The sequence below is a fragment of the Mycetocola sp. Y444 genome (genome assembly GCF_059445295.1).
Genome location: NZ_JCAIUB010000001.1, coordinates 1,084,608 through 1,104,741 on the forward strand (window position 1 = coordinate 1,084,608; position 20,134 = coordinate 1,104,741).

General features: G+C 65.0%; 22 protein-coding genes. 10 read left to right on the plus strand and 12 right to left on the minus strand.

The genetic code is table 11. The features are described from left to right. Nucleotides 1-61 precede the first annotated feature (61 nt). A complete protein-coding gene (locus tag AC1C2M_RS05180; protein ID WP_495435457.1) occupies nt 62-829 on the plus strand; it encodes an SDR family oxidoreductase in 768 nt (255 codons plus the stop codon). Between the two features lie 82 nt (nt 830-911). On the opposite strand, the gene AC1C2M_RS05185 is transcribed toward AC1C2M_RS05180, so the two are convergent. From AC1C2M_RS05185 to AC1C2M_RS05200, 4 genes are all read right to left on the minus strand, one after another. Then, nucleotides 912-2,060 (minus strand): epoxide hydrolase family protein, encoded by a 1,149-nt coding sequence (locus AC1C2M_RS05185; protein WP_495435458.1) that lies wholly within the window; start codon nt 2,058-2,060, stop codon nt 912-914. A gap of 65 nt (nt 2,061-2,125) precedes the next feature. After that, complete coding sequence (locus AC1C2M_RS05190) at nt 2,126-2,692, minus strand: HdeD family acid-resistance protein (RefSeq protein ID WP_495435459.1); 567 nt, start codon at nt 2,690-2,692, stop codon at nt 2,126-2,128. A 257-nt stretch (nt 2,693-2,949) separates the two neighbouring features. Then, nucleotides 2,950-4,611 carry a GMC oxidoreductase gene (locus AC1C2M_RS05195; protein ID WP_495435460.1) on the minus strand — a complete coding sequence of 554 codons (1,662 nt, stop codon included), beginning with the start codon at nt 4,609-4,611 and terminating at the stop codon, nt 2,950-2,952. A 23-nt stretch (nt 4,612-4,634) separates the two neighbouring features. Continuing rightward, nucleotides 4,635-5,501 (minus strand): glycosyltransferase, encoded by an 867-nt coding sequence (locus AC1C2M_RS05200; protein WP_495435461.1) that lies wholly within the window; start codon nt 5,499-5,501, stop codon nt 4,635-4,637. A 396-nt stretch (nt 5,502-5,897) separates the two neighbouring features. On the opposite strand from AC1C2M_RS05200, the gene AC1C2M_RS05205 reads away from it, so the two are divergent. The 3 genes from AC1C2M_RS05205 to AC1C2M_RS05215 are packed head-to-tail and all read left to right on the plus strand — an operon-like array spanning nt 5,898 to nt 8,849. Further along, nucleotides 5,898-6,992: a FecCD family ABC transporter permease gene (locus AC1C2M_RS05205; protein WP_495435462.1), complete on the plus strand. Its 1,095-nt coding sequence runs from the start codon at nt 5,898-5,900 to the stop codon at nt 6,990-6,992. A gap of 16 nt (nt 6,993-7,008) precedes the next feature. Continuing rightward, a complete protein-coding gene (locus AC1C2M_RS05210; RefSeq protein ID WP_495435463.1) occupies nt 7,009-8,010 on the plus strand; it encodes an ABC transporter substrate-binding protein in 1,002 nt (333 codons plus the stop codon). After that, complete coding sequence (locus AC1C2M_RS05215; protein WP_495435464.1) at nt 8,007-8,849, plus strand: ABC transporter ATP-binding protein; 843 nt, start codon at nt 8,007-8,009, stop codon at nt 8,847-8,849. The genes AC1C2M_RS05210 and AC1C2M_RS05215 overlap by 4 nt, the downstream gene beginning before the upstream one ends. A gap of 69 nt (nt 8,850-8,918) precedes the next feature. On the opposite strand, the gene AC1C2M_RS05220 is transcribed toward AC1C2M_RS05215, so the two are convergent. Continuing rightward, on the minus strand, nt 8,919-9,647 hold the full coding sequence (locus AC1C2M_RS05220; RefSeq protein ID WP_495435465.1) for an SDR family oxidoreductase: 729 nt from the start codon (nt 9,645-9,647) through the stop codon (nt 8,919-8,921). 56 nt (nt 9,648-9,703) lie between these two features. On the opposite strand from AC1C2M_RS05220, the gene AC1C2M_RS05225 reads away from it, so the two are divergent. Together AC1C2M_RS05225 and AC1C2M_RS05230 are read left to right on the plus strand one after the other, a co-directional pair. Further along, nucleotides 9,704-10,054: a MerR family transcriptional regulator gene (locus AC1C2M_RS05225; protein ID WP_483404050.1), complete on the plus strand. Its 351-nt coding sequence runs from the start codon at nt 9,704-9,706 to the stop codon at nt 10,052-10,054. Between the two features lie 63 nt (nt 10,055-10,117). Beyond that, complete coding sequence (locus AC1C2M_RS05230; protein ID WP_483404045.1) at nt 10,118-10,597, plus strand: Fur family transcriptional regulator; 480 nt, start codon at nt 10,118-10,120, stop codon at nt 10,595-10,597. A gap of 118 nt (nt 10,598-10,715) precedes the next feature. On the opposite strand, the gene AC1C2M_RS05235 is transcribed toward AC1C2M_RS05230, so the two are convergent. Both AC1C2M_RS05235 and AC1C2M_RS05240 read right to left on the minus strand, forming a co-directional pair. Continuing rightward, the gene (locus AC1C2M_RS05235; RefSeq protein ID WP_483404044.1) at nt 10,716-11,354 is read right to left on the minus strand and encodes a response regulator; all 639 of its coding nucleotides are present in this window, start codon (nt 11,352-11,354) and stop codon (nt 10,716-10,718) included. 11 nt (nt 11,355-11,365) lie between these two features. After that, the gene (locus tag AC1C2M_RS05240; protein WP_495435466.1) at nt 11,366-12,928 is read right to left on the minus strand and encodes a GAF domain-containing sensor histidine kinase; all 1,563 of its coding nucleotides are present in this window, start codon (nt 12,926-12,928) and stop codon (nt 11,366-11,368) included. Nucleotides 12,929-13,628: 700 nt separating this feature from the next. Here AC1C2M_RS05240 and AC1C2M_RS05245 point away from each other — a divergent pair. The 4 genes from AC1C2M_RS05245 (at nt 13,629) to AC1C2M_RS05260 (ending at nt 16,001) form a co-directional block, all read left to right on the plus strand. After that, nucleotides 13,629-14,078, plus strand: a complete 450-nt coding sequence (locus AC1C2M_RS05245) for an Hsp20/alpha crystallin family protein (protein WP_495435467.1) — start codon at nt 13,629-13,631, stop codon at nt 14,076-14,078. A 173-nt stretch (nt 14,079-14,251) separates the two neighbouring features. Beyond that, nucleotides 14,252-14,401, plus strand: a complete 150-nt coding sequence (locus tag AC1C2M_RS05250) for a hypothetical protein (protein WP_483404041.1) — start codon at nt 14,252-14,254, stop codon at nt 14,399-14,401. A 398-nt stretch (nt 14,402-14,799) separates the two neighbouring features. Further along, nucleotides 14,800-15,288 (plus strand): thioester domain-containing protein, encoded by a 489-nt coding sequence (locus AC1C2M_RS05255; protein ID WP_495435468.1) that lies wholly within the window; start codon nt 14,800-14,802, stop codon nt 15,286-15,288. Next, complete coding sequence (locus tag AC1C2M_RS05260) at nt 15,285-16,001, plus strand: DUF5979 domain-containing protein (RefSeq protein WP_495435469.1); 717 nt, start codon at nt 15,285-15,287, stop codon at nt 15,999-16,001. The genes AC1C2M_RS05255 and AC1C2M_RS05260 overlap by 4 nt, the downstream gene beginning before the upstream one ends. Before the next feature lie 128 nt (nt 16,002-16,129). Here the strand turns inward: AC1C2M_RS05260 and AC1C2M_RS05265 are convergent, their stop codons facing one another. The 5 genes from AC1C2M_RS05265 to trpD all read right to left on the minus strand — a co-directional run bounded on the left by AC1C2M_RS05265 (nt 16,130) and on the right by trpD (nt 20,105). Further along, entirely contained in the window at nt 16,130-16,420 is a 291-nt protein-coding gene (locus AC1C2M_RS05265) for a hypothetical protein (protein WP_495435470.1), read from the minus strand. A gap of 65 nt (nt 16,421-16,485) precedes the next feature. Beyond that, the gene (dhaM, locus tag AC1C2M_RS05270; protein ID WP_495435471.1) at nt 16,486-17,211 is read right to left on the minus strand and encodes a dihydroxyacetone kinase phosphoryl donor subunit DhaM; all 726 of its coding nucleotides are present in this window, start codon (nt 17,209-17,211) and stop codon (nt 16,486-16,488) included. Then, a complete protein-coding gene (gene dhaL, locus AC1C2M_RS05275) occupies nt 17,208-17,861 on the minus strand; it encodes a dihydroxyacetone kinase subunit DhaL (RefSeq protein WP_495435472.1) in 654 nt (217 codons plus the stop codon). The genes dhaM and dhaL overlap by 4 nt, the downstream gene beginning before the upstream one ends. Before the next feature lie 59 nt (nt 17,862-17,920). Next, nucleotides 17,921-18,922 carry a dihydroxyacetone kinase subunit DhaK gene (gene dhaK, locus AC1C2M_RS05280; RefSeq protein ID WP_495435473.1) on the minus strand — a complete coding sequence of 334 codons (1,002 nt, stop codon included), beginning with the start codon at nt 18,920-18,922 and terminating at the stop codon, nt 17,921-17,923. A 115-nt stretch (nt 18,923-19,037) separates the two neighbouring features. Further along, the gene (gene trpD, locus AC1C2M_RS05285) at nt 19,038-20,105 is read right to left on the minus strand and encodes an anthranilate phosphoribosyltransferase (RefSeq protein WP_495433916.1); all 1,068 of its coding nucleotides are present in this window, start codon (nt 20,103-20,105) and stop codon (nt 19,038-19,040) included. Nucleotides 20,106-20,134 lie beyond the last annotated feature (29 nt).

Sequence of the window (20,134 nt, forward strand, 5' to 3'; positions counted from 1 at the left end):
TGTCGGGTGCCGGGATCAGCTGCCGTCCGGCCGTATCGCGCTGTGTGTTAAGGAGTCAACTGTGTCCAACCCTCTCGCCCCGGGCTCGCTCGCCGGAAAGAACATCCTCGTCACCGGCTCGTCCCGTGGCATCGGTGCAGACACCGTCCGTTACTTCGCTGAAGCCGGCGCGCGCGTGGTCATCAACTACCGCAACAAAGAAGCGAGGGCGGTAAAGCTCGCCGATTTGATCCGCGCAGCGGGCGGAACCGCGATCACCGTCGCCGCCGACCTCACCGATCCCGCCAGCGTCACGGCGATGATGGAAACCGTCAGGACGGAACTCGGCTCCCTTGACGTTCTCGTGCTGAATGCCTCCGGAGGGATGGAGAGCGGGATGGCCGAGGACTACGCCATGCAGCTCAACCGCGACGCCCAGCTCAACGTCCTCGAGGCTGCGCTGCCTCTCCTTTCCGAGGGATCGCGCGTGGTCTTCGTCACGAGCCACCAGGCGCATTTCATTCGGACAACACCGACGATGCCCGAGTACATCCCGGTCGCACTGTCGAAGCGCGCGGGGGAGGACGCTCTCCGCGAGAAGCTCCCGGAACTCACGGCACGCGGCATTGAGTTCGTTGTCGTGTCCGGCGACATGATCGAGGGCACGATCACAGCGACGCTTCTGGAGCGGGCGAACCCCGGCGCGATCAGTTCACGCAAGGACTCAGCCGGGAAACTCTACAACGTGGGGGAGTTCGCCGCCGAAGTCGTCCTCGCCGCCGTCCAGCCGATCCCGGGGGACAACACCAGGTACGTCGGAGACACCAGCGACTTCAACACCGCCGGGTAGCCTGCCCGCACCCGGCGCTCGATAACCCACCGCAGCGCGCCGACAGTGATGAGCTGTCAGCCGGATTATCAGCTGGGCGCCGTCAGCGGAGGCCGCTGAAGAATATCCGAACGTCGCCGACCAGGAGATCCGGGGCCTCCATTGCGGCGAAGTGCCCGCCACGATCGAACTCCGACCAGTGCACGACGTTGTTGTCCCGTTCCGCGATTCGTCGGATTCCGAAGTCACCGGGGAAGACCGCCACGCCGGACGGCACCTCCGAACGCGGCGCGCGCTGGCCCCAACCCGATTGTCCTTCTTTGTACAGCCGCGCCGATGACGCCGCTGTTCCGGTGTGCCAGTACACGCTGACGTTCGCGAGCAGCTGATCACGATCGACCGCCTCTTCAGGGAGTTCGAAGGCGGGATCCGTCCATTCCTTGAATTTCTCGACGATCCAGGCCAGCTGGCCGACGGGGGAGTCGGTCAGGCCAAAACTGACGGTCTGCGGCCGGGTTGACTGCAGGATCGCATAGCCGGCACCGTCCTCGAGTTGGTGCTGCAGCGCCGCCAGCCGTGCCTGATCTGCGTCGCGCAAACCACTCAGCTCTGCGGGGTCGCCCGTCGGGAAGCCCAGGCTCCCGTTGACGTGGACTCCGACAACGCGTTCCGGTACGAGATGCCCCAGGAGCGGTGAGATCACCGATCCGCTGTCTCCGCCCTGGGCACCGTAGCGGTCGTAACCGAGGCGAGCCATCAGTTCCGCCCAGGCGCGTGCCACGCGCGCGATGTTCCAGCCCGTCTCGGTCGTTGGACCCGAAAATCCGAAGCCGGGGATCGATGGGGCGACGACGTGGAAAGCATCCGCCGGATCGCCGCCGTGCGCTCGGGGATCGGAAAGCGGCCCAAGAACGTGAAGAAATTCCACAACAGAACCCGGCCACCCGTGGGTGAGGATGAGCGGAAGCGCGTCCGGCTCGGGGGAGCGGACGTGCAGGAAGTGGACGTTCTGCCCGTCGATGGTCGTTGTGAACTGCGGGAAGCCGTTGAGCGTCGCCTCCCATGCACGCCAGTCGAATGATGTCCGCCAGTACTCAGCGAGTTCGCGCAGGTAGCTGACGGGCACGCCGTACGACCAGCCAACGCCGGGCAGTTCGTCCGGCCAGCGCGTGAGTTCGAGGCGTTGGTTCAAGACGTCTAGCTGGGCCTGGGCAACCTCGACACGAAACGGGTGAATCGTCCTGTCATCCATCGCATCACCATAGTGACCGCGCGCGGCCAGTTTCGACACCAATCTCGTGTCATTATGTCAAGTAGCTACACTCGGGACGCCCGGCCGAGAGTGATGCCCTGGACGACCTGCATGACACCGACGATGACGAGCAGAGCGGCAGATACCCGCAGCCAGAACACGGTCGCGGCGACGGGGGCGAACAACAGCACGAGACCGCCGAGAATGCTCACGACACCGACGAGTACGGCGAGCCAGGCTGCGCCGCCCCTGGGCACATCCATCAGGACGCCGATTCCCTCGACGATCCAGGTCAAGCCGATGACCGCAGCCACAACGGCGACGCCGAACAGCGGATTAGCGAAGACGAAGACACCGCCGACCAGGAGAAGAATGCCAAGCACCGCAAGGAACACCCGGTACGAGGCAGGCTGGCCACTGGCTGCGATCGCCCTGACGATCCGCGCAATGCCGCTGACGACGAAGTAGAGCCCGAAAAGCCACGCAACGATCGACAGCGTCGCTCGAGGCCAGGCGAAGATCGCGATGCCAGTGACGATGGCGACAACGCCAAGGACGATGACGATCGTCCGGGCAGTTCTCAACTGCGGCAATCCCATGCCGACTGACTCGGTGTGAAAAAAATAGGACACAGCCATCTCCGTTTCTCCAGCACGCCTCACGAGCCGTCCTGACGCCGCAGCAACGGCCGCCATCGATCTGCTGTGACGATTGTCACCCTGGTCCCGACCCTCCGCCAGTGGCACCGGGACTATTCTGCATTTCGCCGTTCCGATAATGCACATTATGTCAACAAGGAGAAATTACCGTGAATCAGCCCGGTCTCCAGCCCTGCCCGGCCCGAGCGCAATACGCGCGCGCAATGCTCGCGCGGTGCCCTGACTCTGGCCTAGTGCGCCGTCGGAAAGCTCGGCAGCTCGTCGGCGCCACCGCGGGGCTCGTCGTTCATCTTTTCGGCGATGTGATGAACCAGTCGGACGGCGAGGCAGGTCGCCAGGAATGTCGGGTTCGCCTCCCCCGCCGTACGGAAAACGCTGCTCGAGGCGATGTAGAGATTCTCGGTTCCATGAACCAGGCAATCGGCGTCGACAACCCCGTCGGCCGGATCAACACTCATCCGGGTCGTCCCGATGCTGTGGAAGCCATCGATCGCCTGCTCCCAGACGGATGCCAGCACCCGGTCATCCGTCGGTGCCAGGTACTCGATGCGGCCGATACCCGCCGCTCGCAACCGCTCGTCGAGAAGTTGATGACTGCGCATCACCGAGTCGATGTCCTGGTCGGTATAACGGTAGTCGATCGAGAGCCGAGAGCCCGTGCCATCCGGGACGAGCGTCAGTCGGCTCTCCCCGTTCGGCACCTGCTCACCGTGGTAGTGAATGGCGTACCGGCCGGTGTCGTTCCCGAGGATGAATCCGGGCTTCCGGACCGGCGAGAGATACCGCCGCCTGAGCACATCGACGACATCCGCTGCGGCCCGCCACGGGCGCCGAAGCACGTTCGCTATGTGGGCAGCGATCCGGTGCGGCCGAGGCCCGATGTGCCGGAGCCGAATCCCCTCGGCAAGGAGGGCGCGCCCGATGGGCGGAATCATCAGCCCGAGGTAGACGAGCGAGAGCGTTGCGTTGCGGTGCTCAGCCGCGTAGAACGGCGGGTTGTCGATGTAGAAGCTTGTATTGAGGAGCTTATGGCTCCGCTGGGCCTCCTCCGACAGGGTGAAGCGCCTCCTGATGTACGTGCCGTCGCCGTCCCTCCGGAAGTCCATCTCCCTTGCCCGGTCCGGATCGACGAAGACGATATCCGCGACGCTCCCGGTCACGTGGCCCATGTAGTAACGTCCGAGCGGCCCATCGACGCCGCCGAACATCGCGGGGCGCGCGCGCTGGACCCTCAGGAGCAGCCGGGTGGTCTCCAGTCCGCCCAGGGCGAGCACAAACCGCGCCGCCTCGACGTGCGTTCGCTTGCCCTTGTGCTGCACGACGAGCGAGCGGACGCTTCCGCCAGGAGTGACATCCATATCGATAACCGGGGAGTCGAGCATCAGGGTGATGCCGGGATGCTCGATAACAAGACGCCCGAGACGGCCGGCGAGCCTGGGCTGCCGCGACCACCGTTCGACCTGGGACACCTCAACCGCGCCGAGGTCCGGCCAGCCGGTGACCTCCGAACGGAACCCTGCCGAGCCACAGTCGAGATAATCGGCAGCGGCAGCCGCCCATGGCGTGACGTCGTCGATACTGACCGGCCACCCGGAGGCAGGAACAAACCCGCGGTGCTCGAAATCAAGAGGATCGAACCCCACGCAGCGGCCGCCCCACAACCATGACGTTCCCCCGATGCCGCGGCGGGTCGCTTGCTGGATCGGCACATGCCTCCGCGGATCGACGATGAGGTCGGGTCCGTCGACGCTTCGGGGATTTTTGCGTCGTCCTGACGCGGCCGTACCGGCGTCGACGAGGAGCACCGAAAGGCCGGCATTCGCCGCCTCGAGCGCGAAAGCGAGACCGACGGGCCCCGCTCCAACGACACAGCAGTCAACGTTGCCGCTCACCGCGGGGACCGTGTACCCCGCGCTCACCTGGCTACTCCCCTGTCGAGCGCCGCGTCCGGCCGGGTGGACGAATCTCGCTCCCAGAACCGGACCCGGGACCGGAGTGCCGCGCGCGACCGATGGCGGGCGATGGCCGTCAGCCCGACATACCACGCGGCATCCGCTGCGCTGCGCGGCCCGCGAATGGAGGCGAAAAGCGAAAGGGAACGGCGTGACGTCGCCGATGGCACACCGAGCTCCACCTGTCCCCTGCGCTGGCGTGTGAGCACGGCCAGCAGGCCGTCGAGGTTACGCGGAGTCCTCACACGCATGGGCAGCGTGCCGACAACGCGCTTCTCACCCTCTGCGAACTGGGCATCGATCCAGGAGTCATCAGCCGTCACGTCGGGAAAGGCAGCGAACCGGCTGTGGCCTGCTCTGCTCAGCGCGTATCCCCCGGCGCCCCACAATCGGTTCTCGGGGACCCGGATCCGGCTTCTGGCCCGATAGTAGGCCTTGACGGGTGACGAGGCACCCGAGGTGTCGTAAACAAAGGGAGGGCGAGCGGCGACGCTTCCCGGCGCCTGAAGTTCCTCGAAGACAGCGATGACGGCATCCGGTGCCACCTCGATGTCTGCGTCAAGGTAAAGCCTCGGCCACCGGGTGGCGTGCGCATCGCCCGCGTTCAAGGCGGCGGTCTTCGATGCCTCCGGGATCTCGACGACGGTGACCCCCGGAACGGCACGAGCGATGGATGCCGTTTCGTCAGTGCATCCGTTGCACACGACGATGACTTCGACGTCGGCTCGCTCACACAGGGCGGCCAGCCCGCGAAGCGTCCGGTCGACGACCGCGGCCTCATTATGGGCCGGGATGACGATCGCCCCCGACCCGGCACGATCATCGATCATCGTGCGCTCCCCCAGCCGTGCGGGGGATGGCCGATAGTTCCGTCGACCTGCGCTCGCGGCCGACGGGGTCAGGAGTTGACATCGGCGCGAGCCGCCCGCCTCTGAGCGGGGGTACGACGGAGCCACCGGGGCGTCCGTGCCCGGGTAGCGTCATCGCTGCTCCCTGCGTGTCTTGGTCGATAGTGGCGTCGAACACCGCAGAAGCACTTAACTGAGTGACGCTCGCGTTTCGATGTCCTCCACGGTAGCGCCGTTCTCCGACACCAATCGCGCCCCACCTCGGGGGGCAGCGCCCTCCCGGCCTGATCGGGCAGTTGAACGCCTGCCGCGGGGCCGAAGGCCCCTTTCACCGCCCTCATTCACCTGCGACGATGTCGCACGTAGAGAGGCGGGGCCATGACCTCCATCGACGAACTGCCGACAGGCCGGGCGGCATGCCTCACCGGCTCGATTCGCGCCAACCGTCGCCGCACCGCGCTGTGGACGCTCGCCCTGGCCGTTGGCCTTCTGGTGTCGGCGGTCCTGACCATCGGTATTGGGCCGGTCACCATCGCCCCAGCGACGATCGTGCAGGTCATCGCCCACCACCTTGGTTTCTCCCCGGACACGACGCTGGCACGTGCCGATGAGACGATCATCTGGAACGTCCGAATACCGCGGGTTCTGCTCGGCATCGCCGTCGGTGCCGGCCTCGCGCTCTGTGGCGCCGCCCTGCAGGCAATGGTGCGCAATGTGCTCGCTGACCCTTACATCCTCGGGATTTCCGGCGGAGCGTCGACGGGAGCGGCCGGCGCGATTCTCTTCGGCTTTGGTGCCGGCGCAGGCCAGTATGCCCTCCCGCTCAGCGCATTCCTCGGCGCGCTCGCCGCATCACTCGTCGTGTTCTTCGTGTCGCACACCGGTGGGCGTGTCACGTCGCTCCGACTGTTGCTTTCCGGCGTTGCTGTCGGCTACGCCCTCTCGGCAGCAACCAGTTTCCTCATCTTCGCTTCCGACTCTGCGGAGGGGTCCCGGTCGGTCATGTTCTGGCTCCTCGGCTCGCTGGGTCTCGCGCGGTGGGACATCGTTCTCGTGACCGTCATGGCGGTCGTGCTCGTCGCCCTCGCAGCGTTTCTGATCAACGGGCGGCGACTCGACGCCATCGCGGCCGGCGATGAGACCGCCGTCACTCTCGGCATCTCCCCCGCACGTACTCGCGTTGGCATGCTCGTCATTGTCGCCCTGTGCACGGGAGCCGTGGTCGCCGCCGCCGGCGCGATCGGATTTGTCGGCCTCGTCATCCCCCATCTCGCTCGGCGCCTCGTTGGTTCGGTACACAGCAGGATGCTGCCGGTGACGGCGCTTCTCGGCTCACTGTTCCTGATCTGGGCTGATGCGCTCGCCCGCACAGTCATGCAGCCTCGGGAACTCCCCATCGGCATCCTTACCGCGGTTGTCGGTGCCCCTTTCCTGCTCATTCTCGTACGCCGCATGTACGCCAGTCGCCCGTAACCCCCGAAGGACTCTCATGGCCAGAACCACCCGATTCCTTACCGTAACGATCAGCGCGCTCGCCATCGCCCTGACGGGATGCGCTGCACCGGCGCGCGCACCGGCGGGTTCGGCGAGTGGCGCCGACGGCGACACGGCCTATCCGCTCACGATCGAGAACTGCGGCGAGGAGGTCACATTCGAAGAAGCCCCTGAACGCATCGTCCTGCTCGAAAGCGCCCCGGCAACGATCCTCGACGCGCTCGGCGTGCTCGACCGGGTCGTCTCCCGCGCTGGGCCTTTTCCCAACGGCTACTACGACGACGCTCTCGCCGGACGCATCGACACCATCGACACGCTTTCCGACGAGATCGACGCATCGGGTCACCTGATGATCTCTGCAGAAGTCGTCCTCGCCCAGGTGCCCGACCTCGTCCTCGGGCTCCCCGACGGTCTCACGCGTGCCGGTCTGCTGGACGGCGGGTCAAACACCCTCATCCAGCCGGTCTACTGCCCGACGGGCGTCGAGGACACCTCATTCGAGTCCCTTTACGCCCAGGTCCTGACCTATGGCAGGATCTTCGACCGGAACGACGAAGCCGAGCAGCTCGTCGCTGACCTCACCGCCCGGGTCGCCACTGTCGAGGAATTGACAGCGCCCGCGCCCGATCGGACAGCTGCTGTTCTGTATCCGTCGGCTGGCGGCGGTCCGCTCTACGCCTATGGCCGAGCATCGATGTCACAACCCCAGCTGGAAGCAGCGGGTTTCACGAACGTCTTCGATGACACGTCCGAGCGTGTCTTTGAAGTGAGTGTCGAGGAACTCATCGCGCGCGATCCCGACGTGCTGATCCTCCTCTACCAGGGTGATTCGGCCGGGGTAGAGGGCGAAGTCAGGAGCCTGCCGGGCAGTGACGCGCTCACAGCCCTCACCGACGGCGAGGTGCTTGTCCAGCTGTTCAATTTCACCGAACCGCCCTCCCCGCTCTCGGTCACTGGCCTTGAACGCATCGTCGAGAGATTCGGCACCGGATCATGATCTCAGCAGACGGGGTGACCCATGCCTATTCCGCAGCCACGGTACTCGTGAACGCGTCGCTGATGGCGCGCTCCGGTGAGGTCGTCGGTCTCATCGGCCCTAACGGCAGTGGCAAGACCACCCTCCTGCGAACGCTGTATCGCGCGCTCACTCCCGACGAGGGCACGATCCAGGTCGACCGCACGTCGATTGCCGGCATCCGTCCGCGGGATCTCGCGCGCACCATCGCTGTCGTCGTCCAGGAACCGGCGGGCGAGTTGCCCCTCTCTGTCGCCGATACGGTGATGCTCGGCCGCAGCCCACACCTCGGAACGTGGCAACGGCAGTCAGAGCGCGACGTCGAAATCGCTTCGGGCGCACTGGGCCAGGTGGGTGCCGAACACCTCGTCGACCGCAATTTTGGTGACCTCTCCGGTGGCGAGAAGCAGCGCGTCCTGATCGCGCGCGCACTTGCCCAGCAGGCGACTCATCTCCTGATGGACGAACCGACGAACCACCTTGACGTCCATTTCCAGCACGAGATTCTCGCGCTGGTGCGCGCACTCGGCGTCACCACGGTCATTGTGCTGCACGACCTCAATCTCGCCGCGCGGTACTGCGACAGTCTGGTTCTGCTCGACCGAGGGAACGTCGTCTCGGCGGGCACTATGGACGAGGTGCTCCGACCAGAGATACTCGAGCCAATCTACGGCATCCAAATGCAACGGATTTCAGCGGAGGATGGGTGTCCTCAGCTTCTCTTCCGATCACTCAGCTCCGCACATCCGTCGACACACCGGCACAGGCCCGAGGCCACGACGTCGCTCGATCCAGCGCCGAGTGAGTCCCGCCGCCGCTAACGGCATGCAAGAGCTGAACTGGCCGGTCCACCCTGCCCCCTGGCCAACCCGAACGGCGATGTCCTTCGGTCAGGCGAAGGCCCCGACGCCGTCGTACAGCACCTCGGGTGACGCGCTCAGTTGCTGCTTGACCGCCTTGGTGCCCTGGTCGAGGAACTCGTGGGCGCCTGCTGCCAGCGCGTCGAGGACTTCCGAAATCACCACCCGCGGGTCGTTCTTGGGGATATCCCACTCCTTCATCATGTCGGTGTCAGTGGAGGAAAGATGCACACCGAGGACGTGCGTACCCTGTCCGGCGAGCTCAAGGCGGGTGCTGTTGGTGAGTTGCCACTCGGCGGCTTTCGCCGCGGCGTACGCACCGTTGCCCGGGTACACCCGGAAGGACAGCAGTGACATGACGTTCACTATGGCTCCTCCCCCGTTCGCGCCGAGGATCGGGGCGAAGGCACGACTCATTGCCAATGTTCCCCAAAAGTGGGTGTCCATCTCGGAACGGATCCGGCTGAGGTCCCCCGTGAGCAGATCGGTCGCTGTTGCAATACCGGCGTTGTTGATCAGCAGGTTGACGTCCGTGGCTCGAGCGGCAGCCGCCTCGATGGTTGCGGAATCAGTGATGTCGACCAGGAGAGCTGTGACCTGCCCCGGTGTCCCCATTTGTTCCAGCACATCGAGTTCCTCCGGACGCCGAGTCGTCGCATAAACCTTCCTCGCTCCCCCGGCCACGAGCTGGGTGAGGAACTCGCGACCCAGGCCCCTGTTCGCTCCGGTTACCAGTGCCACTGCGTCAGATATATTCATAAGCTCAGGATAAAACCTGACATTAGTGTCAGATTCAAGTCGTGGAAAGGCTGGGTATGCGTATCGGAGAGCTCGCAGCGAGCAGCGGGGTCAGCGTCAGGTCCCTGCGCTACTACGAAACCCAGGGCCTCCTCCTGTCATCACGGACATCGGGAGGGCACCGCGAATACAGTGACGACGCGGTCGACCGAGTCATCCTGATCCAGGAACTCATTGCAGCCGGCCTGACCAGCAAAGTCATCGTGGAGCTCCTGCCGTGCATCTACTCCGGCACCACAACGCCAGCCATGGTCGAGCGCCTGCACCACCAGCGCGAAGACATCGACCGGCGTGCCCGCGAGCTCCTCGCCACCAGGGATCGACTCGACGACCTCATCACGGACGCCCGCCATCGACTGGCCGTTTGAAAAGAGCGTTCGACCACGGTTCCGGCCCCTTCACAACCCGTGTGCTCCGTGGCACCATGACATATGGACGCCAGCAGCCCGTCACTCCACCGGGATCTGCATCATGCTCCCGAACAAGCCCTGTCTCTCGCCATCGCCCGATTGCAGGAGGCGGGAGAACGGCTGACGGGCCCGCGCCGCGCGGTACTCGATGTCCTTGCCCGCCACCATGAGCACCTGACCGCCGATGAGGTGGCGATGATTCTCGAGACGCGGGGCATCCACCGTGCCACCGTCTACCGCACGTTCGAGGTCCTCGCACGTCGGGCGATCATCGCGCAGCGGCAGCAACCGGGAGGTGCCGTCGCGTATCACCTGGTCACGACTCCGTCGGGTCACGAGCATCTTCACGGCGTCTGCAGATCCTGCGGGCAAGTCACCGTCCTGCCCGTTGACGCTTTCACGGACAGCTCAAGAGCGATCGCCAGTGCGTCCGGCTTCCTGTTGGAACCGGAACAGAGCGCCTTTGTCGGTCTCTGCACCGCCTGTCAAGCGGTCGTCTAAACAGGCGACGGCCGAAGGTCCCTGATATCCGGCTGTCCCCGTCGTGGCGCTCGCGAGCACGTCGGCCCTCGGGCGCAGTAGTCCCGCCCAGGGACGCCCGGCTGTCCCGGTGACAACGTCAACCGACCGGGCGATCCTCGGTGGGGCCGGCGTGCGCCGCTCCGTAGACCGCGGCCTGGGTGCGCCGCTCCATACCAAGCTTGGCCAGAAGACCGGAGACATAGTTCTTCACGGTTTTCTCGGTGAGGCCGAGCTTGCCGCCGATCTGCTTATTGGTCATCCCGCCGGTGATGAGGCCAAGTACCTGGTGCTCGCGCTCGGTGAGGTGGGGCGCAACAGCACCGGTCTCCCGATTGGCCGTACCAGCCACGAGTGTCTCTGGCGTCGCCTGCGGCGGAAGAAGAACGCGTCCGAGCGCCGCCTGTCGGATCGAGTCGAGCAGGCTGCTTCCGTGGATGCTCTTCAGCACGTATCCGGACGCCCCGGCCATGACGGCGGCGTTCGTTGCCTTGTCTTCGCCGTACGCGGTGAGAATGAGGCACCGCGTGTCGACGTGTTCCGAACGGATGCTCCGGCACAGGTCGATCCCGTTGCCGTCGGGAAGGTTGACATCAAGGATCACTACATCCGGGTGGGTCGCTGCCACCCGTGGCAGTGTGCGGCGGACCGAATCGGATTCACCCACGACCGTCATGTCCCGCGCACCGTTGATCAGGTTGGTCACACCGAGCCGGACGATCTCGTGATCGTCAACCACGAACACCCGGATCATTGGTCGCCCTGCTCACCGAACGAGACGTTCCAGCATGCTCGAGTGCCTCTCGGCACGCGCGGTTCGAGAGTGAATGTGCCACCGTACCGCTCGGCGCGGCGCGCCAGGTTGTCCGTGCCGCTTGCGCGCTCCGCACGAGGGTCGATACCGATACCGTCATCGTCGACCGTGATCGACACACCGGAATCGCCCAGCTTCACGTCGATCGCCGTCGTCTCTGCTTGTGCGTGTTTGGCGACGTTTGTGAGTGACTCCCTGATCACCGCAACAACGTCATCGGCGAGGCGCCGCGGGATCACCATGTTGGGACAGCCGGAAAAGGCGACGCGGGGTGGCGAGCCCAGCGCCGGTGTCAGCTGGATGATGACATCCAGGACGCGGTGGCGCACACGGGTTGCGTCGGACGGCGGAGCCGATATCCGGGTGAAAACGGCACTCCTGATATCGGAAATTGCTGCGTCGATCTCCAGGGTGTGTGTGTCGATCGCCGCAGCATGCGTCGGGTCGGCGGCAGCAAGAGCCTGAAGGCCGAGCCCGGTCGCAAAGAGGCGCTGGATGACGTTGTCGTGCAGGTCCCTGGCTATCCGCGCGTGGTCCTCGATGACTTCGAGCCGCTGTCGGTCCAGCCTGGCCCACGCCAGTGCAACGGCGAGTCCCGCCTGAATAGCGAATTCCGAGATCGTGTCTATTTCCCCACGCGTGAAACCAGGGCCGCCTGGCTCACGCGCAACGCACAGCGCACCGATCGCGCGTCCCGAGACAACGAGAGGCACGGCCGTCACCGCGCCAAACGCGATAGCCCCGCCTGCTGAGCGAATTTCGTGTCCGCTCTCCGAACTAATGACAGTGCCGGAAACCACTGCCTGAGCCGCGAGAGACCCGTGCGCCGGGTACACGGTCCCGACGGCCTTCTCGGACAGCACCCCCTCCGCAGCTTCGACTTTCATTTCGTTCTCACCGGGACCCGGCACCACGACGGACACCAGCGTAGCCGGGAGAAGCATCGCAACCTTCGATGCGACCGCCGCGAGCACGTCTTCGGCACAGGCGGTTAACAGCGTCGAGGCTACCTCGGAGAGAGCCGCTGCCAGCAGTTGTTTACGGTGGGTCTCTTCAAACCGCCGTGCATTGTCAATCGCGACCCCGGCTATTTCAGCAAGCTCCGCCACGAGCTCTTCGTCGAACTTTGTGAATCCGCCTTCACGACGGTCCGCGAGGTACAGGTTGCCCAGGATTTCACCCCGAACCCGAACAGGCACACCGAGGAAGCTGCGAATGCTCGGGTCGTCTGGCGCGAAGCCCGCTGATCGCGGATCCTCACGGAGATTGTCGACGCGGACGGGACCACGGGTTTCCGTCACAGCCTGAAGCAGATCGTGGGCCCCGGGCTGAATGTGCATGGTCCCGCCTTCGACGCTCGGCGTCCCGGTCTGAATCAGGCGTTCGATGCATCCGTCGGGTTGAAGCATACCGAGCGCACCGTATCGGGCGTTGACCAGGGTGGCCGCCGACTCGGCGATCCGTTTGAGCACGGAGTCCAGTTCGAGATCTCCGGCCACAGCAACGCTTGCATCCAGCAGGCTGCGCAGTCTCCCCTGCGTAGCCCTGTCCCGTTCGGCTTGGCGCCGCAGACCTCTCACCGTTCGCTCAAGCTGTGCCACGGTTCTCTCGAGATCAGAGAATCTGGCATCCGGCAGTTGAAAAACATCATCGATCATCGTGCCCCTCCCCCTGCTCATGGAGCACCTGCATTTTACATGCACGTCCCCCACAAGACACTGCGTAATTCGGACACCGTTAGCGCGACAGTCACACTCCGTTCACTCTCGTGAACGACTGCTGTTGCGTCGGCAGTTCGATTGCGCGCGTTCCCCCGCGAGCCATCTTTTATTTGCTGACCAGAATGCCCTGACCCGGGTTGTGTCCATAGAGTCCAAGGTCCCGAAATTGTGAAGGACCAGAGGCGATAGACCCCTGCCGCTGGCGCCTGCCTCTGGTACCAGTCGACTCCCGTCTGCCCTCCCCCTGCTCCCTCTCCCCCGACATCGTGCACGTCCCCGCGGTCCGGCATGACCTCTGGCTCTAGCCGGACGTGGTGCGGCAGAGGAGCCTCTTCTGTGCGCACGACCAGCCGGAACCGTGAGCCACCGCGTTCGGCACTTCAGACGCGCTACTGGCGACCCGGGCGGCTTTCTCGCTCGCGAACGTCAACAAATGCACACAACCGGATCGCCCGCGGTGGTCCTGAAAGGCGACATCATGAAAAACAGTCTCGAACGATTTGACCCGTTTGCCGGTCTGGAGGCGCTGACCCGCGACTTCGAGGATGGCATCCTGCGTGCCTACCGCGGAAAGCTGCCAACGACAGATGTGTACACGCGCGGCGACGACGCGCTCGTTGTCGAAGCACACCTGCCCAATTTTGACGAAGACAACATCACGGTGAATGTTGACAGGGGCGCCCTTGTAATTCAGGCGGAGCGCCATGAGAAGGACGAGGACAAGAAAAAGAAGTACGTCCTCCGGGAGAGCAGCAGCAGCTTCTACCGCAGGATCGTGCTTCCCGAGCAGGCGGAGGATCAGAACATCTCGGCCGAGTTCAAGAAGGGGGTCCTCACGGTGAACGTCCCGCTGTCCAAGGGCGCCTCGCCCCGGCAGGTTCCGATCGGTTCCGGAAGCAAAGGTTCCGGAGAGAAAAAAGACGACTGATCGACCCAGCGCAGGAACGAACGGTCCGTAACGACAGCGCCGTCCCGCTCACACGGGGCGGCGCTGTCGCTTTCGTATCAACCGACCAATGACGTTCGACTCTACGGCGCACGGATGGCTGACGAGAGGATCACCCGACGTCCCCGGATTCCGGGGCCCGTCGAAGGAGCAGCATGAACGATTCAGTCATCCACCGTCCGGCTCTCATCGGTCCAGACGATCAGGAACTCCCCGAAACGCAGCCGCTCGATGTGATCGAAGTGGTTCACGCCCAGCGGCCGGCCGAGGCACCCGAAGAACGACGACGACCTTCTTCCGCTTGAGAACCACTCCCACAACGACGCACACATGACTGCGTTGCGCTCAGCCCGTCTCCGTCCGTCGCCCAGGCCCGCGTTCGGCTACTGGCGCTGTGTTCGCTTGCGTTCGCAATGTGCATGGGACTCATGTTCGTCGGTCTCACCCCGTCCGCCCAGGCGCAGCCGACTGACCCGATGCCCATTGTCGAGGCTGTGTTCGGCCCGAATACAGAGATCTATACGGTCAGCATCGGCGCGGGACTCACGATTGACGGATTTCAGCCGCCGAATACGACTACGCAGGACCCGACGGCGCCATACCCCGCAACGGACCCGGCAGGATATGAACCGCGCAACGATACATTGGCGCGGATGATCAACACCGCAAGCGTCGAGGACCCCAGCCTCGTCGGGGCAATGTATTGCATCCACCTCGGGGTCCCCACCGCGCCCAACCTGGCTACGAGAGCGGGACGTGGGAAGAGACAAACGTTCCCAACCTCGGTTACGTCACCTACATTCTCAACACCTATTACCCCACGACGAGGCTGCCGGAAGGCCTCACCGACAACCAGCGAGCGGCGGCCGTCCAGGCCGCGATCTGGTATTTCACCGACGCATTCGTCGTGAGTTCGACCGAGGCCGTCGTTCGGGCGGCAACAGCAGCAATCGTCGCTGCCGCTCAAACGAACGGCCCTACCGTTGAGCCCCCAGCACCGGACGTCACAGTGACTCCTCCGAGCGCAGCGGCTCCGATCGGTAGCCCGCTGGGCCATTCGTTGTCCAGGCTCAGGACGACGCCTCGCTCACCGTATCGGTTCCCGCTGGCTCGGAGATGTTCAGCGACGCCGCCGCAACGGTCCCCCTGGCGAATCAAAGCACCGTGCCATCCGGGACATCGATTTGGGTGACGAATTCGGCCGGAGCCGCGAGCGAGACGGTGCTCACCGCCCGGGCGGCCGTGACGGTTCCCGCCGGCCAGGTCTACTTGTACGACGACAATAACCCTCTCTACGAAGAGGCTCGGATGCTGGACCTCGCGTCCGCTACGGAGCTCGAGGCGACCGCGCAGGCAACAGCCACCTTCGTCGTGATCGGCACGCTCACCGTTCAGAAGTCCTTCGTCGGAACGGCAGCGGGGACGCAGGGCGCGAGCCAGTTGCTCATTGACTGTGGTCCAGGCTCTGTATTCACCGCGGACATTCCGGCTGGCACGACGAGCGATGAGGTGTTCGAGTTCGGGAACATTCCCGCAGGGAGTACGTGCTCCATAACCGAACCCATCCTCGGCACCAACACCGTGGCCGTCGTGACGTCTGACGCTCCGGTCGAGGTGCAGGTGCCGGAGACAGGCGCATCAGCGGTCGTCACCAACACCGTCGAGTTTCAGCCGGGAGGGCTCGAGGTGACCAAGGTGATCACGGGAGCGGCGGCGGGCCACCAGGGCGAGATCGTCCTGCTGATCGACTGCGGGGAGGTTCTGAGCCACTCCTTCGTGATCCCAGCGAACCAGCCCTCTGGAAAGTATGTCCGCGCCTACGCTGAACTGCCGGCCGGAACGGAGTGCACAGTGACCGAGAGCACCTCAGGCCAGTCGAGCGCGATCGAGGTCGAACCGGCCTGAGACGTCACGGTGACAATCGCGCCGGCCGCGATCGCGGATGCGGCGCCGGACGAGGGCAGCCCGCGAGTGAGTTGAGCGGTTGACAGGACTGATCCTGTGGCCGGCACGTGAACCAGCCAGTGACAGGATCAGTCCTTGTGTGCGGGCGGCGGAGCCGGATGCCGTTCCATGCCCAGTTCATCGAGCGGCGATGTCGTCTCCGGAATACGGCTGTGATCGATCGGCGCAGGGCAGATGAGAATGGGGTTCGACGTGCTGTGGTCGATGACATGCTCCCTCATCGGATGGCCGCAGACCGGACAGGGCGCCGCAGCGCGCTCGGCCTCGATATCGGTCACTGCATCGGACCCATGCCCGTCTTCCGAGCGGGACTCGGGGGCGCGCTCAGGGCTCTGTTCAGCGTTCTCTGGCGTTGTCATGGCAGCCATGCTACGCCCGATGCGCCCGGAAGAACGCTGCCATTCGGCACGTCGCGCGTTGCGAATCAGGACTCGCCGAAACCGGATTCCACGAGGTCCGCGAGTGCATCGACGGCATCCCGTCCGGCTGGATCCGCAGTGGCGATCTCGGCGCTCTTTCCCTTCTGAAGACCGAGCGCCATGATCGCGAGGAGGCTTTTCGCGTCCCTGCCGTTGACGGTGACCGGTGTGTCAAAGGTGCTGGCGAGCTTGACGAAGTCGGCCGCCGGGCGTGCGTGCAGCCCGTCACGATTAATGATCGTCACCGAGCGGGAGTAACCCCCGTGAGTCTCGCCGTCATGAGCCGGCCCGGCAGGAGCGGGACTCTCGACGTCAACGTCCTGGTTCCGGGCAGGCGAGGAAGCAACAAAGACGTCGACGGCCGATCGGGCGGCAGCCGCGACGCCGTCGATGTCCGCCCCGGTCTGGGCGGCGACAGCGGCAGCAACCCCTCCCTCAACGAGAGGAGCGTCGATGATGCGAACGGATGCCCGCTGTGCGTCGTCGAGGAAGTCGAGCGCTGTCTCTGCGGTGAGGATAGCCGAGCCGAGATCGCAGAGGATCGCCACTCCGCCACCCGAGTCCGCCCGTGAGATGGCCGCGGTGATTCTGTCGAAACTCGTTCCGATTCCGTCGTCGTCGGTGCCGCCGGCCGGAACGAGGGACACGTCCGGCGCCATCTGACCCGCGAGTTGCACGAGGCCGTTGGCGATCAGTGTGCTGTGTGAGACGAAAACGAGCCCGACGGTCACGACGTAGTCTCCGTCGACGCTGCAGCTGTTGTCGCGGCGGCCCGGAGGAGGAGGGCGGTCGACTGCGCGCCAGGATCGCGGTGGCCGATGGCACGCTCGCCCAGGTAGCTTGCCCGGCCCTTGCGGGCGACGAGCGGCTCCGTCGCTTCTGCACCGCTTTCTGCAGCATCCGCGGCGGCGAGGAGAACGCCAGCTTCGTCCTGTCCCTCGGCCGCCGCGGCCGCTGCGGCGTCAACGGCCGGCGTCCAGGCATCGATCATGGTCTTGTCACCGACATCCGCTTTGCCACGGAGGACAATGCCATCACGCGCAGCCCGCAGCAGCGAGACGATGGCAGCGGAATCAAGCTCGGGGACGGACCCGACAGCGCCGGCCGCCTTGAGGTACGCGGTCCCGAACAGCGGACCTGATGCTCCTCCCACCGTGGAGATGAGCGTCGTCGCCACGAGCTTCAGCACGTCTCCCGGAGTGGCTTCGGCGGGGAGGTCGTCGAGTTTTGAGAGGACAGCGGCGAACCCCCTGTCCATGTTCTCGCCGTGGTCACCGTCGCCGATGTCGCGATCCAGCGTGATCAACTCGGCGCGGTGCTCGGCAATAACTGCCGCGCTTGCTCGAATCCAGTTGATCGCCCACGGGGTTCCCAGAGCCATGTCGTTCCTTTCAGTCGGTTGCCGGCCGGCGCAGCTGCGGCGACCCGGATGATGCGGGGTCAGCGGCCCCAGCGGAGCGCCGCGGTCTGGACAGGGGCGTCCCACAACTCGGTGAGCTCGTCGTCGAGCCTGAGCACGGACAGCGAACAGCCCTGCATCTCCAGCGATGTCGTGTAGTTGCCGACGAGCGATCTCGTAACCTCGATCCCCCTGCCAGCGAGCACCTCAGCCGCGTGCCGGTACACGATGTACAGCTCGACAAGTGGAGTCCCGCCCATTCCGTTCACGAGCAGGAGCACTCTGTCGCCAGTGGCGAAACCGCCGTCGTCGATAATCGGCCCGAGCAGACGGTCCACGATACCGTCAGCCGGTTCGAGTTTGATCCTCTCCCTGCCCGGCTCGCCGTGAATGCCGATCCCGATCTCGATCTCGTCTTCCGCCAGTTCGAAGCTCGGTTCTCCGGCGTGCGGCACGACGCACGGCGTCAATGCGACGCCCATTGACCTCACGTTCGCGTTGACCCGCTCGGCCACCGCAGCGACGTCGTCGAGCGCATCGCCGCGCTGGGCAGCTGCTCCCGCGATCTTCTCGATCAGGACGGTCCCTGCCACACCGCGACGACCGGCGGTATAGAGCGAGTCCTGTACGGCGACGTCATCGTTGACGATCACGCTCCGCACCTCGACGCCGTCTGCCGCGGCCAGATCAGCGGCAGTTTCGAAATTAAGGACGTCGCCCGTGTAGTTCTTCACGATGTGAAGCACTCCGGACCCGCCGTCCACCGCGTGCGTGGCAGCAACAATGGGGTCGGGGGTCGGCGAAGTGAAAACCGGGCCAGGGACGGCGGCGTCGAGCATTCCAAAGCCGACGAACCCGGCGTGGAGCGGCTCGTGACCACTTCCGCCGCCGGAAACGAGGCCGACTTTTCCGGTCACAGGCGCGTCCGCGCGGACGACGAACATGGGGTCTTCCGACGCGCGCACGATATCCGAGTGGGCGGCAGCGAAACCGGCGACCGCTTCGGTAACGACATTCTTCGGGTCGTTGATGAGCTTCTTCATTGAAATCTCTCCAGGTGACAAATAGGACGCAAAAGAGCTGCTTCGATCGCCGGACGGTGGGGCCGACCGGCCTGAAGCTCAACCTAGCCCCGAAGAGCCAGCGAGGTAAGGGGCATCAGGCCCCGGTAGCGCCGGCCGAGGTGGCCGCAACCCACTCGTCGAGCTTTGCCGCAGCGCGCCCCGAGTCGAGCGCATCCCGCGCCACCTCCATCTGTTCCGCAAACCTGTCGAGAATGGAAACCTGCATCTGCGTGGGGTCCTCGGCGAGACGGTAAGCAACGAGGCCGGCAGCGGCGTTGAGCAGCACGATATCGCGAACGGCGCCTTTCTCACCGGAGAGCACGCGGCGGACAACACCGGCGTTGTGCTCAGGGTCGCCACCGACCAGTTCCGACATCTTGACGAGAGGGATGCCGAGATCACGCGGGTCGAGATCGTGTTCCGTCACGAGGCCACGACTGACTTCCCAGATGTGCGAGTGCCCGGTGGTCGTGAGCTCATCGAGCCCATCGTCACCGCGGAAGACGAGCGCCGTCGCTCCCCTGGTCTGGAACACGCCGACAAACAGGGGCACCCGATCCAGCTGGGCGACGCCGACAGCGGATGCTTCGGGGCGGGCAGGATTGCACAGCGGTCCGAGGATATTGAACACCGTCGGGATGCCCAGGGCTGCCCTGACCGGCGCCGCGTGACGGAAACCCGGGTGGAACGCAGAGGCGAACGCGAAGGTGATCCCCGTGTCCTGCAGTGAGGATGCCACCTGGTCGGCCGTGCGGGTGAGGTCGATCCCGAGGGCCGAGAGCACGTCACTGGCGCCGGACACGCTGCTGACGGCGCGGTTGCCGTGCTTGATCACTGGCACTCCCGCTGAGGCCACAACGACACAGGCCATCGTCGAGATGTTCACTGTGCCGAAGCGGTCACCGCCGGTCCCAACGATGTCGAGCGCCATGGAGTTGACCGGAAGCGGAACGGCCTGTTCGAGGATGGCATCCCGGAACCCGACGATCTCGTTGACCGACTCCCCCTTGGCGCGGAGCGCAACCAGGAACCCGGCGATTTGCGCGGGACTCGCCGTCCCTCTGATCACGCCATCCATTGCCCACGTCGCCTCCGCGACACTCAGGTCGTCGCCGTTAAGCAATGTCGAGAGGAGGTGCGGCCAGGTGACGGAATCAGACATGACTCCCAGCCTACCGAGCACCCCGACCG

What these genes read in the sequence shown, in the direction of transcription:
- AC1C2M_RS05185 (WP_495435458.1), bottom strand. Translation starts at nt 2,060, where the DNA reads ATGGATGACAGGACGATTCACCCGTTTCGTGTCGAGGTTGCCCAGGCC.
- AC1C2M_RS05200 (WP_495435461.1), bottom strand. Translation starts at nt 5,501, where the DNA reads ATGATCGATGATCGTGCCGGGTCGGGGGCGATCGTCATCCCGGCCCAT.
- AC1C2M_RS05205 (WP_495435462.1), top strand. Translation starts at nt 5,898, where the DNA reads ATGACCTCCATCGACGAACTGCCGACAGGCCGGGCGGCATGCCTCACC.
- AC1C2M_RS05210 (WP_495435463.1), top strand. Translation starts at nt 7,009, where the DNA reads ATGGCCAGAACCACCCGATTCCTTACCGTAACGATCAGCGCGCTCGCC.
- AC1C2M_RS05215 (WP_495435464.1), top strand. Translation starts at nt 8,007, where the DNA reads ATGATCTCAGCAGACGGGGTGACCCATGCCTATTCCGCAGCCACGGTA.
- AC1C2M_RS05220 (WP_495435465.1), bottom strand. Translation starts at nt 9,647, where the DNA reads ATGAATATATCTGACGCAGTGGCACTGGTAACCGGAGCGAACAGGGGC.
- AC1C2M_RS05225 (WP_483404050.1), top strand. Translation starts at nt 9,704, where the DNA reads ATGCGTATCGGAGAGCTCGCAGCGAGCAGCGGGGTCAGCGTCAGGTCC.
- AC1C2M_RS05230 (WP_483404045.1), top strand. Translation starts at nt 10,118, where the DNA reads ATGGACGCCAGCAGCCCGTCACTCCACCGGGATCTGCATCATGCTCCC.
- AC1C2M_RS05245 (WP_495435467.1), top strand. Translation starts at nt 13,629, where the DNA reads ATGAAAAACAGTCTCGAACGATTTGACCCGTTTGCCGGTCTGGAGGCG.
- AC1C2M_RS05250 (WP_483404041.1), top strand. Translation starts at nt 14,252, where the DNA reads ATGAACGATTCAGTCATCCACCGTCCGGCTCTCATCGGTCCAGACGAT.
- AC1C2M_RS05265 (WP_495435470.1), bottom strand. Translation starts at nt 16,420, where the DNA reads ATGACAACGCCAGAGAACGCTGAACAGAGCCCTGAGCGCGCCCCCGAG.
- dhaL (WP_495435472.1), bottom strand. Translation starts at nt 17,861, where the DNA reads ATGGCTCTGGGAACCCCGTGGGCGATCAACTGGATTCGAGCAAGCGCG.
- dhaK (WP_495435473.1), bottom strand. Translation starts at nt 18,922, where the DNA reads ATGAAGAAGCTCATCAACGACCCGAAGAATGTCGTTACCGAAGCGGTC.
- trpD (WP_495433916.1), bottom strand. Translation starts at nt 20,105, where the DNA reads ATGTCTGATTCCGTCACCTGGCCGCACCTCCTCTCGACATTGCTTAAC.